We start from the raw sequence: 15,200 nt of genomic DNA on the forward strand, positions 1-15,200 counted from the left end.
GCCGAGACTTGCGACTGCGTCGCGTGCGCTTCGGCCACTCGGCAGCGAGACGGCCGCGAACGGGTCGCTCGCAAGACTCGCTCCGTGCGGGGCTGGGTTGGGGACGGACGGTTGAGCAGCGGGTTCAGAGCCCGTATGTCTTGCGTCGGGCGGCCGAGACTTGCGACTGCGTCGCGTGCGCTTCGGCCACTCGGCAGCGAGACGGCCGCGAACGGGTCGCTCGCAAGACTCGCTCCGTGCGGGGCTGAGTAAGTGCGGATGGTGGGTGGTTTTCGGCCGTGCGGGTCGCGAACGGGTCGCTCGGCCGAATTACTACCCAAAGCCCAGGCCGCGCTGGGCGAGCCAGGCGGCGGGGTCTACGTGCTGGCCGTTCTGGATCACTTCGAAGTGCAGGTGGGGGCCGGTGGAGTCGCCGCGGTTGCCCATGCGGGCGATTTGCATGCCCGCGGGGACGCGTTCGCCGACCGAGACGAAGAAGTCGTACATGTGGCCGTAGACGGTGATGGAGCCGTCGTCGTGGCGGATGCGCACCCAGAGGCCGAAGCCCTGGGCGGGGCCCGCGTCGATGACGGTTCCATTGGCTACGGCGTAGATCGGGGTGCCGATCGGGCCCGCGATATCTATGCCGTTGTGGAAAGTGCCCCAGCGCGAACCGAATCCGGAGGTGAAGATGCCGCGGGCGGGTAGGACGAAGCCGCCCGCGCCGGGCAGGATCGAACCCGGCGGCAGCGGCGTGGTGCCCGATGACATCCACGGTTGCCATTCGCCCGCCACCGCGGCGGCGGCCTCGGCGCGGGCGCGTTCCAGGGTGGCGCGGGCGGCGGCCGCGACCACGGCCTGCTCGCGGATGCGCTCACCGTTGGCGACGGCGTTGAGGTAGCGGCGCACCGACGGCGGAGTCGACTGGAGTTCCTGCGGGTAGGCGAAGGTGACGCGCAGCGCCTCCTGCGGTCCCGGGGTCCGGTCGGTGACGCCCCAGGCGAAGGAGGAGTCGGCCGCGGCGAGCACGGCGGCCGCGGTGAGCCCAGCCAGTAGCGCCCGGTGCTTGCGCAGCAGCGCGCGATAATCGCGATTCCTCTGTTCGTCCCACAGCGCGCGCAGATCGGGGCGCGGTCGTTGCCGCAGCGCGTGCAGTTCTCGCCGCGTTCGCCGTACCAACGGACGCGGGTCGTATGTCGGGCGTTTCCGTGACGCGGCACGCCAATTGGGCGGAATGACCCCGATCCCGCCCACTCCACGTACTCGTTCCAGCCCAGCGCGGCGAGCCTTTTCAAGCATTACGCGAACCTTAGCGTGGACCGACGGGTCGGCCCACGTCGACCGAGCGGGCGCGCCGCCCGCGTTCGGGCACCGGCCGAGCGCGGCGAAAGCCGAGCATTGTCGAATGCCGTCGTGCGTGACCGTCTACCGTCTCCTTGGTGTCCAGAGAATCTCGCCGGTCGACCATTCCACCTTTCTACGTGATGGATGTCTGGAAAGCCGCCGCGGAGCGCGCCCGAACACATGGTGATGTGCTTGTGCTGGCGGCCGGACAGCCCTCGACACCAGCGCCGACCCCGGTACTGCGCGCGACCAAGGCCGCCATCGACGCCGAATTGCTCGGTTACACAGAGACTTTCGGTATTCTACCGCTGCGCGAGGCGATCGCCGAACATCACCGTGACACCTACGGCTACCCGGTCGACGCGGATGAGGTGGTGGTGACGACCGGATCCTCGGGCGCCTTCACCCTGATATTCCTCGCCGCCTTCGATCCCGGCGACACAGTGGTGGTGGCCCGGCCCGGCTATCCCGCCTATCGCAATACCCTGACCGCACTGGGCTGCCGGGTCATCGAGCTGGACTGCGGCGCGGAGACCCGGTTCCAGCCGACGGTCGAGATGCTCGATGCCCTGCCGGAACCGCCCGCGGGCCTGGTGGTCGCCAGTCCGGCCAATCCGACCGGGACCATGATCGCCCCGGCGGAGCTGGCCGCGCTGGCGCGCTGGTGCGAGGCACACGACACCCTGCTCATCTCCGACGAGATCTACCACGGCATCACCTACGAGAGCGCGGGTGCGGACAGCCGCACCTCCTCGGCCTGGGAGACCTCCCGGGAATCGGTGGTCATCGGCTCGGTCTCGAAGTATTTCTCGATGACCGGCTGGCGGCTGGGCTGGATGCTGGCGCCCGCGGGCCTGCGGCCCGCACTACAACGGCTCGCCTCGAATATGACGGTATGCCCGCCGGCCATCTCGCAATTCGCGGCGCTGTATGCCTTCGGTGCGGAGGCGAAAACCGAACTGGACGGCCATGTTCGGCGCTATGCGGCGAACCGGCGGCTACTATTGGAGGGCTTGCCGAAGCTCGGCATCACCGACCTCGCCCCAGCCGACGGCGCCTTCTACGCCTACGCCGATATCGGTCATCTCACCGACGACTCGCGCGAGTGGTGCGCGCAGGTGCTCGACCACACCGGGGTGGCGCTGGCGCCGGGTATCGACTTCGACACCGCCTCCGGTCATCGGACGGTGCGCTTCTCGTTTGCCGGAGCTACCGCGGACATCGAGGAGGCACTGACTCGATTGGGTAACTATCTGGGTGGCTGAACCTCATGTCCGGCAACAAGTTTCCACAGTTCGTCCCACGGAACGCGCAGATGGGGTAGAAAAACGATGGCTGGGTTTCCTCTTTCGATTTCGCACGGATGAACTGATGACGACTGGCACGATGGCACGGTGATAACCGCGACGACCCCGAAAGGCGAACGGCGTCGCCAGGCTCTGGTAGCGGCCGCCGCCGAGTTGTTACTCGAAGGTGGATTCGATGCGGTGCGGCATCGCTCGGTCGCCACGCGCGCGGACCTTCCGCTCGCGTCGACCACTTACTACTTCGAGTCGCTGGAGGATCTGATCGCTCGCGCGGTCGAATTCAGCGGCAACGCGGAGCTGGATGCGATGCGCCGCCGGGTCGGGGAGGTGAGCCACCGTCGCCGTGGAGCGGAGGCGACCGTCGACCTGGTGCTCGATCTGCTGATCGGCGCCGACGGCACCGACGAGGAAGCCCGCGGCCAGTTGATCGCCCGCTACGAGCGTTCGGTGGCCTCGGCCCGGCATCCGGAGCTACGGGACGTTCAGCTACGACTGCGAGCCCAGCTCGACGAGTTACTCGCCGACGTGCTGCGCCGCTCCGATCGAGCGGTCCGGTCCGAGCAGTTGCGCAGACTGGTCGCCGTGGTCGACGGAGCGGTGGTCGCGGCGCTGAGCGAAATAGATCCGGAACCGCGGCGGATGGCCCGCGGCGCGCTGCTCGAGGTGATCGATATCGTCGCTCCGGCGACGCCCCAGCAAGTCGAGCGGTTTCGGGCACTAGACTGATCAAACGTGAGCGAGCGCAGCGAGGGAACCAAGGCCACAGCGCCCAGGGGCACGACGGAGCCGAGCGTCAGCGAGGCGCAGTCGTGAACGAGCGCAGCGAGGGAACCAAAGCGACAGCGCCCAGGGGCACGACGGAGCCGAGCGTCAGCGAGGCGCAGTCGTGAGCCTCGTTCCCAACGTTCTTGCCACCCGGTATGCCAGCCCGCAACTGGTCCACCTCTGGTCGCCCGAGAACAAGATCGTGCTCGAGCGGCGGCTGTGGCTGGAGGTGTTGCGGGCGCAGTCCGAACTCGGCGTCGACATCCCGGCGGACGTGGTCGTCGACTACGAGCGCGTCATCGATCGGGTCGACCTGGCCTCGATCGCCGAGCGCGAGCGGGTCACCCGCCACGATGTGAAGGCTCGCATCGAGGAATTCAACGCGCTGGCCGGGCATGAGCACGTGCACAAAGGCATGACCAGCCGCGACCTCACCGAAAATGTGGAGCAGCTGCAGATCCGGCTCTCGCTGGAGCATGTGTACGCGCACGGCGTCGCAATCGCGGCCCGGTTGGCCGAGCGGGCCGCCGAATCCCAGGCCCTGGTCATGGCGGGTCGCTCGCACAATGTCGCCGCCCAGGCCACCACGTTGGGCAAGCGGTTCGCCTCGGCCGCCGACGAACTGCTGATCGCGCTGACCCGGCTGCGCGAACTCATCGACCGCTACCCGTTGCGCGGTATCAAGGGCCCGATGGGCACCGCACAGGACATGCTCGACCTGCTCGGCGGCGATCCGGCCAAACTCGCCACGCTGGAGCAGCAGGTGGCCGGACATCTCGGCTTCGCGAATGTGCTGACCAGCGTCGGCCAGGTGTACCCGCGTTCGCTGGATCACGATGTGCTCTCCGCGCTGGTGCAGGTCGGTGCGGGGCCGTCCTCGTTCGCCCACACCATTCGCCTGATGGCGGGCCACGAGCTGGTGACCGAGGGCTTCCAGCCCGGCCAGGTGGGCAGCTCGGCGATGCCGCACAAGATGAACACCCGCTCCTGCGAGCGCGTCAACGGTCTGCAGGTGGTGCTGCGCGGCTACGCCTCGATGGCCGCCGAACTGTCGGGCGCCCAGTGGAATGAGGGCGACGTCTTCTGCTCGGTGGTGCGCCGCGTCGCGCTGCCGGACGCCTTCTTCGCCATCGACGGCATGATGGAGACCTTCCTGACGGTGCTCGCCGAATTCGGCGCGTACCCGGCCGTCATCGCCCGCGAGTTGGATCGCTACCTGCCGTTCCTGGCCACCACCCGAATGCTGATCGCCGCGGTCCGGGCGGGCGTCGGACGCGAAACCGCGCACGAGGTCATCAAGGAGCACGCCGTCGCGGTCGCCCTCGCCATGCGTGAGCAGGGCCGCGAACCCGATCTGCTGGACCGCCTCGCCGCCGACCCGCGCTTCCCGCTGGACCGCGCCGCCCTCGACGCCGCACTGGCCGATAAGTCGGCCTTCATCGGCGCCGCGGAGGCCCAGGTCGCCGACGTGGTCGCCGCGGTCCAGAAGTTGGTCGACCAAAACCCCGACGCCGCCCGCTATACGCCGTCCCCGATCCTGTAGCGATCGCCCGCCGTCGTCGCGCGGTCCGTATTCGGCGCGCGGCCGGGCGGGTTAGGGTGCGGGCGTGAATCCGTACACGATCTTCGCCGATATTGTTGCCGGGCGGGCGCCCGCGTCCAAGGTGTACGAGGACGATGATGTGCTGGCGTTCATGGATGTTCGGCCGATGACGCCGGGGCATCTGCTTGTGGTGCCGAAGGTGGCTGCCCGAAGCCTGGCGGAGTTGGATCCGGAGGTCGGGGGAAAGCTGTTCCGCGTGGGACAGCTGCTGGCGGGGGCGTTGCGGGACAGCGAGGTGGGGTGCGATGGAGTCAACTTCTTCCTGGCCGATGGCGTGACGGCCGGGCAGGAGGTGTTCCATGTGCACCTGCATGTGATCCCGCGGACGCCGGGTGACGGATTCGGTCTGCGCGGGCGCCCCACCAGTCCGCACCGTGCTGACCTGGACTATCTCGCCGGTTCGATCCGTGGTGCATTGGAACGCCTCGGGTGATCTCGGGCGCCGTTTCGGCGGTGCGCGCGTGAAATCGGTTACCTACCGGGCAGTTTGCCGTGGAAGCGCCCGGTACTCGATTCTCCTCCGGAACCCTCCTGCGTGAGTTACGTTGGAGGCCATTGTCATGCGGTGAGGGAGGTGAGGCTGTGCGGCGAACAAAAGTTGCCGTTGCGGTGCTGGCCTTTGCAATTGCGGTAATAGGCCCGGTGGTCGCCGAGCCCGCGACGGCATCCGCCGCGCGACTCATCGGGATCGACGATGTGAGCCCGACGCGCTCGTCGGTCTTCATCGAGTCGTCGGCGATGGGCCGGACCATTCAGGTCGATGTACTGCATCCGGCCGGTGACGGCGCGCGTCCGTCGTACTACCTGCTCGACGGGCTCGACCCCGGTGTCGGCCAGAGCACCTGGACCAACGCCACCGACGCGGAGGCGTTCTTCGCGGGTAAGAACCTCAATGTGGTGTTGCCCGTCGGCGGCCAGGCCAGCTACTACACCGACTGGCAGCGGGACGATCCGCGCTTCGGCCGCTACCAGTGGGAGACGTTCCTGACCAGGGAACTGCCGCCGATCATCGACGGGGAATTCCACGGCAACGGAGTCAACGCCATCGGCGGCCTGTCCATGGGCGGCAATGCGGCGTTCATCATCACCACCCGCAATCCGTGGCTGTACCACGCGGTCGCGGGCTACAGCGCCTGCCCCGATACCACTCTCGCGTCGGGTGCGGTGATGTTCTCCATCGCCAACCGCGGCGGCAATCCGGCCAATATGTGGGGCGCGCCCGGCAGCCCGGCCTGGGCCGAACACGACCCGGCCCTGATGGCGGATCGCCTGCGCGGCAAGACCATCTACCTCTCCACCGGTACCGGTGTGCCCGGTCCGCACGAGTCCGAGATGAAACCACAGCTGGCCGAGAACATCTTCCTCGGCGGCCCGGTCGAGGTCGGGGTCAATACCTGCACCGCCGCCTTCGAACAGCGTCTGCGCGCGCTAGGTATTCCGGCCCGGATCGACTTCAGCCCCAGCGGAACCCACTCCTGGTCGTACTGGCAGGACACATTGCACGCGTCCTGGCCGACCATCGGGTCCGCGATCGGAGCCTGAGCGACGGAATCCGGCCGGGTCGCGGGCCGGTGCGCCGTTCACCGTTGGTTCGCGCCCGGGCCCCTGCGAACGACACGGATCACCGCGACCAGTACCACCGCGGCGGCGAGCGTCGCGGTGCCGAGAATCACTGTGCCCGCGGGGAATCCGAAGAGTTCGACGTACTCGGTGTAGGTGATGCGCTCGCGGTGAGCGGTATCGGTGTCGGCCGCCGCGAAGGTGAAATCCGTGGTGATGGTGGCGGGTTGATGGATGGCGATGGCCAGCTCGGTCAGATAGTCGTGGCCGTCGGTGGTGAGCGCGCGCAGGTCCGGGTCGGTGATGTCGCCGATGCGTCCGGCGAATTCGACACTGGTGTACTGCTTTCCCGCATCGCCGTCGGTGCGTTGCAGGCGATGATCACCGAGGAGGTAGAGCCGCACGGACTGGGCGTGCTGCGCCGCGCCGGACATGCGCATGGGGTAGACGAACCGATCCGAGTCGAATGTCAGCTTGATCGGATCGAGTGCGCCGATGAGCGGTTGGCTGCCGGTGAGGCGGATCGCCACGAACGACCAACCTTCGCGCAGATATGGTTCCAGCGTGCCGGTTACCTCGGGCCGCATGTCGTATCCGTTGGTGCTCAGCCAGTTTCGGAGGCCGTCCAGATCGCCGCCCGCCAGCGTGGTCGCCTCGAGCGGTCCGAGCCGGACCTGGCCGAGGACCGTCGGCCCGCCGCCCGGTGCGGCACCGCCCGCGGTGTCGCGATCGTCGGGCCGGGAGAACCAGCGACGCTCGGTGACGATTTCCGGTGCGGTGAGGCGCGCCAGTTCGGTGAAGGTCGCGACCGCGCCCGCCGACACCTGCGCGGGCTTCGGCGTCGGTACGACCAGGGCCGCCTTGTCGGGGCCGGATTGCAGTGCGAGCCGCATCAGTATCGTTTCGCGCCGCCCGTCCCACGCGGCCAGCGCCATCTCGTCGGACACGCTGGCCGTATTCCCGGGACTGACCACGCCGCCGCAGGCGCATGCGACCGCGGGCGCCGGCGTGCCGATTCCGGCGGCGGCCGCCAGCATTGCGGCGGCCGCCATGAGGCGGACGGCAAGAGTGGTGCGCATGTCGCGAGCCTACTGTCGGGGTGACCGCGCCGGGGGTGCCCGACCACGGTTGTCGGCAGGACAATTCCCGCTCCGCCCGGGTCGGATAGTCGCGGTAGCCGCGCGCGTCGCGCCCGTACGGCTCGCCTCGGAGCGCACTCCGGGAGGGCAGCGGGGGTACGCCGACGCGGCCGTCGTGCGGGTCCGGTGCATCCAGGAGATGTTCGCGGCGGGTCTGCCCGGCGAACTGCTCCCGTGCATCCACGATGTCGACGGCATGCCCGATGCGGGGACCACACCCTTCCTGGTGGACAAGCTCACCGAGGAGCGCGCACGTATCGACCGGGCAGTGCGCGACCTGCTCCGCACCCGCGAGGTGCTCGACGGCGTGCCGGCCGCGGCGGGCGGCGAGACGCCCCCGCCCGCTCGCCGTCCCCGGGCCGCTGTCCAGGAACAGTAGGGTGGACCGTATGTCTGTCGAGAGTGTGGTGGCGGCGCCGATCGCCAAGACGGTGCCAACCGAGCGGGTGCATCACGGCGACGTCTTCATCGATGAGTACGAGTGGCTGCGGGATAAGGAAAACCCCGAGGTCATCGCCCACCTGGAGGCGGAGAACGCCTACACCGAGGCGCGGACCGCGCACCTGGGCGGGCTGCGGGACACGATCTTCGACGAGATCAAGTCGCGCACCCAGGAGACCGACCTGTCCGTGCCGACCCGGATGGGTGAGTTCTGGTACTACTCGCGCAGCTTCGAGGGCAAGCAGTACGGCGCGCACTGCCGGTGCCCGATCGACGCCGACGCGGCGGGTATCGACGCCTGGACCCCGCCGCAGCTGGAGGCCGGGATCGAGGTGCCGGGTGAGCAGGTGCTGCTGGACAGCAATGTGCTCGCCGAAGGCAACGATTTCTTCTCACTCGGCGCGTTCTCCGTCAGCCACGACGGCAACCTGCTCGCCTACTCGGTGGATACCGTCGGTGACGAGCGCTACACGCTGCGGTTCAAGGATCTGCGCACCGGTGAGTTGCTCGCCGACGAGATCGCCGGTGCCGCAGCCGGCGCGACCTGGTCGCTGGACGGCACGCACGTCTTCTATCAGACGGTCGACGAATCGTGGCGGCCCGATACCGTGTGGCGGCACCGGCTCGGCGCGACCGAGGCCGACGTCAAGGTGTTCCACGAGCCCGACGAGCGCTACTGGGTGAGCATCGGCGCGACCCGCTCGGAGAAGTACCTGATGATCTGGGTCGGCTCCAAGATCACCACCGAGGGCTGGGTGCTCGAATCGGATGATCCCGAGGGCGAATTCCGGGTGATCCTGCCGCGGCGCGAAGGCGTCGAATACTCGGCCGAACATGCGGTGATCGGCGGTGCGGACCGCTTCCTGATCCTGCACAACGACGTGGTGGACGGGGTGAAGGCGGAGAATTTCGTGCTCGCCGACGCACCCATGGCCGACCCGTCGAATATGACGATCCTGATCGGTCACCGCGACGACGTGCGGCTGGAGGATGTCGACCCGTTCGCCGACCACCTGGTGCTCAGCTACCGGCGCGAGGCGCTGACCAGGGTGGCGGTCTGGCCGCTGACCGAAAGCGGTTACGGCGAACTGCGGGAGCTGGAGTTCGATCTCGAACTCTTCGCCGTCGGCTCGGGCGCCAACCCCGAATGGGAGCAGCCGACGCTGCGGATCGGGCTCACCTCGTTCATCACGCCGATGCAGGTCTTCGACTACGTACCCGCCACCGGTGAGCTGCTGCTGCGCAAGGAACAGCCGGTGCTCGGCGGCTACGACGCGAACGACTATGAACAGCATCGGGATTGGGCGGTCGCCGCGGACGGCACCCGTGTCCCGATTTCGCTGGTGTGGAAGAAAGGTCTTCCCGAAGGCCCGAAGCCGCTGCTGCTCTACGGTTACGGCTCCTACGAGGCCAGTATGGATCCGTCGTTCTCGGTGTCGCGGCTGTCGCTGCTGGACCGCGGCATGATTTTCGCGGTCGCGCATGTGCGCGGCGGCGGTGAGATGGGCCGACTCTGGTACGAGAACGGCAAGACGCTCACCAAGAGGAACACCTTCACCGATTTCGTCTCCTGCGCACGGCATCTCGTCGACACCGCCGTCACCGCCCCGGACCGCATGGTCGCCGACGGTGGCAGCGCGGGCGGGCTACTGGTGGGGGCGGTGGCCAACCTGGCGCCGGAGCTGTTCGCGGGCATCCTGGCCAATGTCCCGTTCGTGGATCCGCTCACCTCGATCCTGGATCCGTCGCTGCCGCTGACCGTCATCGAATGGGACGAGTGGGGTAACCCGTTGGCGGACAAGGACGTCTACGAATACATGAAGTCCTACGCCCCCTACGAGAACGTCGAGGCCAAGGACTATCCGGCGATTCTGGCGATCACCAGCCTCAACGACACCCGCGTCCTCTACGTCGAACCGGCCAAGTGGATCGCCAAACTGCGGGCCACCAAGACCGGTGATTCCCCGCTCCTGCTCAAAACGGAAATGAGCGCGGGGCACGGCGGCGTCAGCGGCCGCTACGAGAAGTGGAAGGAAGTCGCCTTCGAGTACGCCTGGGTGCTCGACACCCTCGGCCTGGCCTCGGTCTGAGTCCGCCGATGGCTCCGTAGTTCCGTCGTTCCGGCCGGGACTACGGAGCCGTCGGCGGTTCGCGACGGGCTCAGAGCCCGCAGGTCTGGATATTCTCCAGCATCTGTTGCCGATCGCTTTCCCGAATATGTTCGATCCCCCGGTAGGCGCCGCGCGAATCCAGGACCCGGATGTACACGTCGGCGATCTGCTCCGGCGTCGCCTCCGGATTCTGTCCGCGCACCTGATCGACGAATCCCTTTGTGGCCGCGCACTTCTCCTCTTGGTTGAAGATTTGCGGCGGATCGCCCGGATCGGCTGGCGCCGTACCCGGTGCGATCAGCAGGAGCGGAACCGTCAGTGCGCCGAGGATTGCTGCTTTCACAGATCGAATCCTATGGGCCGCGGCGGCCGGACCCGAGAATACGATTCGGGCGCAGTCTGTCGGCACCGGAAAAGAGCTCTCCGCGCGCGTGGCGGGGAGTTCGCCACCTGGTCATGTGGTCTGCACGCGGCGGTCATATGCGGCTGGCACCGTGGATTCATGAACGCCGAGCTGCTCGTGTCCGTGTCAGGGATCCGGGACACCACCCGAGACGCCGCGATCGAATTCGCCGCCGAGATGGATCGCCGTGATGTCCGGCTCTCACTACTGGTCGCGCCGCGGCTGAAGGGGAAGTACCGGCTGCTCGAGGATCCGGCGACGCAGTCCTGGCTGCGCGGGCGCCGGGCTCGCGGCGATGCCATCGTGCTGCACGGTTACGACCAGGCGGCCACCAAGCGCAGGCGGGCCGAATTCGCCACGCTGCCCCAGCACGAGGCCAGGCTCCGGCTCACCGCGGCGGACCGGGTGATGGAGCAAGTGGAGCTGCGCACGCGTCTGTTCGCGGCTCCGCGCTGGGATGCCTCGTCCGGCGCCATCGCGGCGCTGCCCACCGTCGGCTTCCGGCTCGCGCTCGGACTCACCTCGATCCACGATCTGGAACGCAATATCGCGCAGAAGTCACGGGTCTACGGCATCGGCGAGGGGTTCCGCGCCGAACCGTGGTGGTGTCGCGCCCTGGTCCTCGGCGCGGCCCGCACCGCCCGCCGCGGCGGTGTGCTGCGGCTGGCCGTCTCGGCCGCGCAGTTGCAGCGTTCCGGACCGCGCCAGGCCATGCTCGACGCAATCGATCTGGCCTTGTTCCACGGTGCCACCAGCGAGGTCTATCGCTGGGAGCCCTACGCCGCCGTCCGGGCGGCGTAGTAAGACGCCGCCACGTGCGGTGTGGTCGGTGACGTCGCGGGTGGACCTGGTTGGAGGCCACTGTCGCGGACGCATCGGTTGGCGCCGCCGCCCGGATATGGCGTACACGGGCGGCGGCGCGCGGCGGATCATGCCTGGGTCTCGGATACGGCTTACGTCGTCGGCACGGCGGCGGTGGCGGTGTGGGTGAAGCCGCCCGCCTCCTCCTTGGTGAGCCCCATCGGGTGCTTCTCGAGTTGTGCGACGCAGCGGACCACATCGGCTATCAGCAGATCCGCCATATCGACGGAGAAGCCGTGCCGTAGCACCGCGCGCATGATGGTTTCGTCACCCCGGTCCGCGGGCAGCGGGTAGGCGGCGATCAGCCAGCCGCGCGTGCGCAGCCGGTCGGACAGGTCATAGAGGTTGAAGCTCTGCGGCCCGCTCATTCGCCACGACACGGCCGTGATGCCCTTGGCCGGGTCGCCGTCGTGGAGCATCTCGAAGATCCCGAGGTGGACCAGTCCCTTGGCCAAATGCTTTGCTACCCGGTAGATCTCGGACTGTACGCGGGTGTAACCGATGCGGCCGAGGCGGATGAAGTCGTAGTACTGGGTGATGGTCTGGCTGCCGGGCCGGGAGAAATTGAGATTGAAGGTGGCCATACTGCCGCCCAGGTAGTCGACATTGAAGATCAGCTCGGCGGGCAGGTCCGAGGCCTCGCGCCAGATCGCCCAGCCCGCGCCCAGAGGGGCGAGGCCGGTCTTGTGGCCGGAGGCATTGATCGATTTCACCCGCGGCAGCCGGAAGTCCCACACAATGTCCGGCGCGCAGAACGGGGCCAGGAACCCGCCGCTGGCGGCGTCCACGTGGATGGGGATGTCCAGACCGGTCGCCGCCTGAAGATCGTCGAGCGCCTTGCTGATCCCGGTGACATCCTCGAACAGGCCGGTGAAGGTCTGGCCGAACGTCGGCACCACCATGATGGTGTTCTCGTCGCAGTGGGCGGCGATATCGTCGGGGTGCATGGTCAGCCGGTCGCGACGCAGCGGGATCTGGCGGATTTCGACGTCGAAGTAGCGGGCGAACTTCTCCCAGCACACCTGCACCGGTCCGCAGACGAAATTGGGGGTCCCGGTGCCGCCGCGCTGTCGCCAGCGGAATTTGGCCGCCAGCCCGCCGAGCATGGCGGCCTCGCTGGATCCGGTGGTGGAGGTGCCGAGCGTGGTCGCGGCGTCGGGGGCGTTCCACAGGTCGGCGACCATACGTACGCAGCGCTTTTCGAGTTCGGCGGTCTGCGGGTATTCGTCCTTGTCGACGATGTTCTTATCCAGCGATTCCGCCATCAGCCTGCGGGACTGATCGTCCACCCACGTGGTGCAGAACGTCGCGAGATTCATGCGGGACACGCCGTCCAGCATCAGCTCGTCGTGTATTACCTCGTAGGCGACCTGGGGAATCATCTCCTGCGTCGGAAACCCCTTCTTGGGGGCGGCGCGCCGCAGGCCGATTGCGGTGAACAGGTCCTCAGATCCAGAATTATCGGGCATCCGCGCCTCCATGGGGCACTCGCAGCTAATGTTTGCCAGGTGGACGGTGTCAGTTCACAATGGTTCGAAACTGGCTGACTTACACGAGCATTCGTACATTCTCTATGGATGCTGAGTATTTACACTTCGAATCGCGGACCATCAGCATGTCATAGAGCAAGTGATGTCCGAAACGAAATCGCGGATCGGATCGCGCACGGAATCCGATCGCGTGCGTCCCTCTTTGCCCCGCATGAGCGGCCGATTGCGCTTCCGCCGCGTGATTCGGGCAAATGTTCAGTTGCCGTTCGGGGGTCGGACTCGATACCGGGGGTGGCAGTTGTTGTCGCGGTCGCGGGCCTCGAGGTGATTGTCGCTACCGCTGAATTCCCCGTGCTCCAGGCCCTGTGCCGGATTCCTGGCGATGGCGACACGGACCGCTCGGTCGGTTGAATTCGTCGGGTGGGGCGCGCGGTTCATGTCAGAGTTTGCGTAGCGGCATCTTTGCTGCCGCCTCCGCGGTGTGCTGGATCGGATCGAACCGAAGCGGGCAGGAGGAAGCGGTTATGACGTCGACGGCGATCAGGGGCTCGGTCACCACCTGGGTGACATCGGCGTTGCTGACGACCAGTTCGGTCGCCGGTCTGTGTGCCTCGCCGATCGCCACCTACTGCCCGGACCGGCTGGAGGACTACTTACAGCGGGTCGAGAATATGACGTTCGACGATGACGAAGTGAGGCGCTGAATGAGTTCCGATGATCCCGACGCCGCCGAGCTGCGCAGCCGCGTCGCCGCGCTGATGGGTCAAGCGAAACAGGATCTGGCCCAGCTGGTTTCGTTCAAATCGGTCGCCGATTCGCGGCTGTTCCCGCCGGAGGAGTGCGAGAAGACCGCGCAGTGGATGGCCGACGCCTTCGCCGCGGTCGGTCTCACCGATGTGGGCCTGCACGAAACCTCGGACGGCAGTAAGGCCGTCGTCGCGCGCAGGTCCGCGCCGCCCGGAGCGCCGACGGTGTTGCTCTACTGCCACTACGACGTACAGCCGCCGCTGGACGACGCCGCGTGGCGCACGCCGGTGTGGCAGCTGACCGAGAAGGACGGCCGCTGGTACGGCCGCGGCAGCGCCGACTGTAAGGGCAATATCGTCATGCACCTCACCGCATTGCGTGCGCTGCGGCAGATCGGCGGCGAGGATTTCCCGGTCGGTATCACCCTGGTCGCCGAGGGTTCCGAGGAGCAGGGTACCGGTGGGCTGGAGGCGTTCGTGCCCGAGCACGTCGAACTGCTGCGTGCCGACACCCTATTGATCTGCGACAGCGGCAATTTCGCCGCCGGTGTACCGACCTTCACCGAAACCCTGCGCGGCAATGTCAATGTCGTGGTCTCCGTCGAAACCCTCGCGGGCCCCGTGCATTCCGGCATGTTCGGCGGCCCCGCGCCCGACGCGCTCGCCGCACTGATCCACCTGCTCGCCACATTGCGCGACGAATACGGCAATACGACCGTCGCCGGCCTGACCAACGATCAGACCTGGGGCGGCGTGCGGTACCCGGACGAGCAGTTCCGTATCGACGCCGGTGTGCTCGGCGGGGTCGACCTCACCGGTGATGGGACCGTCGCCGATATGCTCTGGGCCCGACCGGCTTTGACGATTCTCGGTATCGATGCGCCCAAGGTCGTCGGATCCTCCGCGGCGATCCAGCCGTCCGCGCGCGCCCGGCTGAACCTGCGCATCCCGCCCTGCACCGATCCGGATCAGGCATTGAAGGCGCTCACCGCGCATCTGGAGGCGAATACCCCTTGGCACGCCAAGCTTTCGGTGGAAACCGAGTCGATCGGCTCGCCATTCCGTTCGGGTACCGGTGGTCCGGCCCGCACCGCCATGGCGGCGGCGCTGGCCGCGTCCTACGGCCGCGCCACCACCACCCAGGGCCAGGGCGGATCCATCCCGCTCTGCAACGTCTTCGCCGACACCTATCCGGACGCCGAGATCATGCTGCTCGGTGTCGAGGAACCCAAATGCCTGATCCACGCGCCCAATGAAAGTGTGGATCCCAGCGAAATCGAGCATATAGCCCTGGCGGAGGCCTTGTTCTTGACCCGCTACGCCCGCTGAGCGAAGTTCGGACCGGTTGGTCTTCTGATATTCGCGCGATGCGGCACCGTCCGCTGTGATCTGTACGGTACGCAGTATTCACACAATTGGACATTTGGCTGTATCCGGGCGCTCGGGTCGGC

14 protein-coding genes are annotated in these 15,200 nt (G+C 67.4%); 10 read left to right on the forward strand and 4 right to left on the reverse strand.

From position 1 onward, the window contains the following. Positions 1-312 precede the first annotated feature (312 nt). Complete coding sequence (locus AB0H61_RS35745) at positions 313-1,278, reverse strand: M23 family metallopeptidase (protein ID WP_357312464.1); 966 nt, start codon at positions 1,276-1,278, stop codon at positions 313-315. A gap of 140 nt (positions 1,279-1,418) precedes the next feature. Here AB0H61_RS35745 and AB0H61_RS35750 point away from each other — a divergent pair, with 140 nt between their 5' ends. The 5 genes from AB0H61_RS35750 to AB0H61_RS35770 all read left to right on the forward strand — a co-directional run bounded on the left by AB0H61_RS35750 (position 1,419) and on the right by AB0H61_RS35770 (position 6,540). Next, positions 1,419-2,588, forward strand: a complete 1,170-nt coding sequence (locus tag AB0H61_RS35750) for a pyridoxal phosphate-dependent aminotransferase (RefSeq protein WP_357312466.1) — start codon at positions 1,419-1,421, stop codon at positions 2,586-2,588. 129 nt (positions 2,589-2,717) lie between these two features. After that, complete coding sequence (locus AB0H61_RS35755; protein WP_357312469.1) at positions 2,718-3,356, forward strand: TetR family transcriptional regulator; 639 nt, start codon at positions 2,718-2,720, stop codon at positions 3,354-3,356. Positions 3,357-3,516: 160 nt separating this feature from the next. Then, positions 3,517-4,938 (forward strand): adenylosuccinate lyase, encoded by a 1,422-nt coding sequence (gene purB, locus AB0H61_RS35760; protein ID WP_357312471.1) that lies wholly within the window; start codon positions 3,517-3,519, stop codon positions 4,936-4,938. A gap of 64 nt (positions 4,939-5,002) precedes the next feature. Further along, complete coding sequence (locus tag AB0H61_RS35765; RefSeq protein ID WP_357312474.1) at positions 5,003-5,431, forward strand: HIT domain-containing protein; 429 nt, start codon at positions 5,003-5,005, stop codon at positions 5,429-5,431. A gap of 149 nt (positions 5,432-5,580) precedes the next feature. Next, complete coding sequence (locus AB0H61_RS35770) at positions 5,581-6,540, forward strand: alpha/beta hydrolase family protein (protein ID WP_357312476.1); 960 nt, start codon at positions 5,581-5,583, stop codon at positions 6,538-6,540. 38 nt (positions 6,541-6,578) lie between these two features. Here AB0H61_RS35770 and AB0H61_RS35775 read toward each other — a convergent pair whose 3' ends face one another. Beyond that, the gene (locus AB0H61_RS35775; protein WP_357312479.1) at positions 6,579-7,637 is read right to left on the reverse strand and encodes a DUF2330 domain-containing protein; all 1,059 of its coding nucleotides are present in this window, start codon (positions 7,635-7,637) and stop codon (positions 6,579-6,581) included. A 49-nt stretch (positions 7,638-7,686) separates the two neighbouring features. Here AB0H61_RS35775 and AB0H61_RS35780 point away from each other — a divergent pair, with 49 nt between their 5' ends. Continuing rightward, positions 7,687-8,076 (forward strand): MerR family transcriptional regulator, encoded by a 390-nt coding sequence (locus tag AB0H61_RS35780; protein WP_357312481.1) that lies wholly within the window; start codon positions 7,687-7,689, stop codon positions 8,074-8,076. A gap of 10 nt (positions 8,077-8,086) precedes the next feature. Continuing rightward, complete coding sequence (locus AB0H61_RS35785; RefSeq protein ID WP_357312483.1) at positions 8,087-10,228, forward strand: S9 family peptidase; 2,142 nt, start codon at positions 8,087-8,089, stop codon at positions 10,226-10,228. A gap of 70 nt (positions 10,229-10,298) precedes the next feature. Here the strand turns inward: AB0H61_RS35785 and AB0H61_RS35790 are convergent, their stop codons facing one another. Next, entirely contained in the window at positions 10,299-10,592 is a 294-nt protein-coding gene (locus tag AB0H61_RS35790; protein WP_357312486.1) for a hypothetical protein, read from the reverse strand. Between the two features lie 159 nt (positions 10,593-10,751). Here AB0H61_RS35790 and AB0H61_RS35795 point away from each other — a divergent pair, with 159 nt between their 5' ends. Then, complete coding sequence (locus tag AB0H61_RS35795; protein WP_357312489.1) at positions 10,752-11,453, forward strand: DUF2334 domain-containing protein; 702 nt, start codon at positions 10,752-10,754, stop codon at positions 11,451-11,453. Positions 11,454-11,605: 152 nt separating this feature from the next. Here the strand turns inward: AB0H61_RS35795 and AB0H61_RS35800 are convergent, their stop codons facing one another. Further along, the gene (locus AB0H61_RS35800; RefSeq protein ID WP_357312492.1) at positions 11,606-12,982 is read right to left on the reverse strand and encodes a glutamate decarboxylase; all 1,377 of its coding nucleotides are present in this window, start codon (positions 12,980-12,982) and stop codon (positions 11,606-11,608) included. Between the two features lie 545 nt (positions 12,983-13,527). Between AB0H61_RS35800 and AB0H61_RS35805 the strand changes: the two genes are divergently transcribed. Together AB0H61_RS35805 and AB0H61_RS35810 are read left to right on the forward strand one after the other, a co-directional pair. Continuing rightward, a complete protein-coding gene (locus tag AB0H61_RS35805) occupies positions 13,528-13,707 on the forward strand; it encodes a hypothetical protein (protein ID WP_357312494.1) in 180 nt (59 codons plus the stop codon). Further along, the gene (locus AB0H61_RS35810) at positions 13,708-15,078 is read left to right on the forward strand and encodes a dipeptidase (RefSeq protein WP_357312497.1); all 1,371 of its coding nucleotides are present in this window, start codon (positions 13,708-13,710) and stop codon (positions 15,076-15,078) included. It begins immediately after the preceding gene. Positions 15,079-15,200 lie beyond the last annotated feature (122 nt).

Source organism: Nocardia sp. NPDC050710, from assembly GCF_040654375.1.
GTDB lineage: Bacteria > Actinomycetota > Actinomycetes > Mycobacteriales > Mycobacteriaceae > Nocardia.

Coding starts and splice junctions, on each gene's coding strand:
- AB0H61_RS35745 (WP_357312464.1), bottom strand. CDS start 1,278: ATGCTTGAAAAGGCTCGCCGCGCTGGGCTGGAACGAGTACGTGGAGTG.
- AB0H61_RS35775 (WP_357312479.1), bottom strand. CDS start 7,637: ATGCGCACCACTCTTGCCGTCCGCCTCATGGCGGCCGCCGCAATGCTG.
- AB0H61_RS35785 (WP_357312483.1), top strand. CDS start 8,087: ATGTCTGTCGAGAGTGTGGTGGCGGCGCCGATCGCCAAGACGGTGCCA.
- AB0H61_RS35795 (WP_357312489.1), top strand. CDS start 10,752: ATGAACGCCGAGCTGCTCGTGTCCGTGTCAGGGATCCGGGACACCACC.
- AB0H61_RS35800 (WP_357312492.1), bottom strand. CDS start 12,982: ATGCCCGATAATTCTGGATCTGAGGACCTGTTCACCGCAATCGGCCTG.
- AB0H61_RS35805 (WP_357312494.1), top strand. CDS start 13,528: ATGACGTCGACGGCGATCAGGGGCTCGGTCACCACCTGGGTGACATCG.
- AB0H61_RS35810 (WP_357312497.1), top strand. CDS start 13,708: ATGAGTTCCGATGATCCCGACGCCGCCGAGCTGCGCAGCCGCGTCGCC.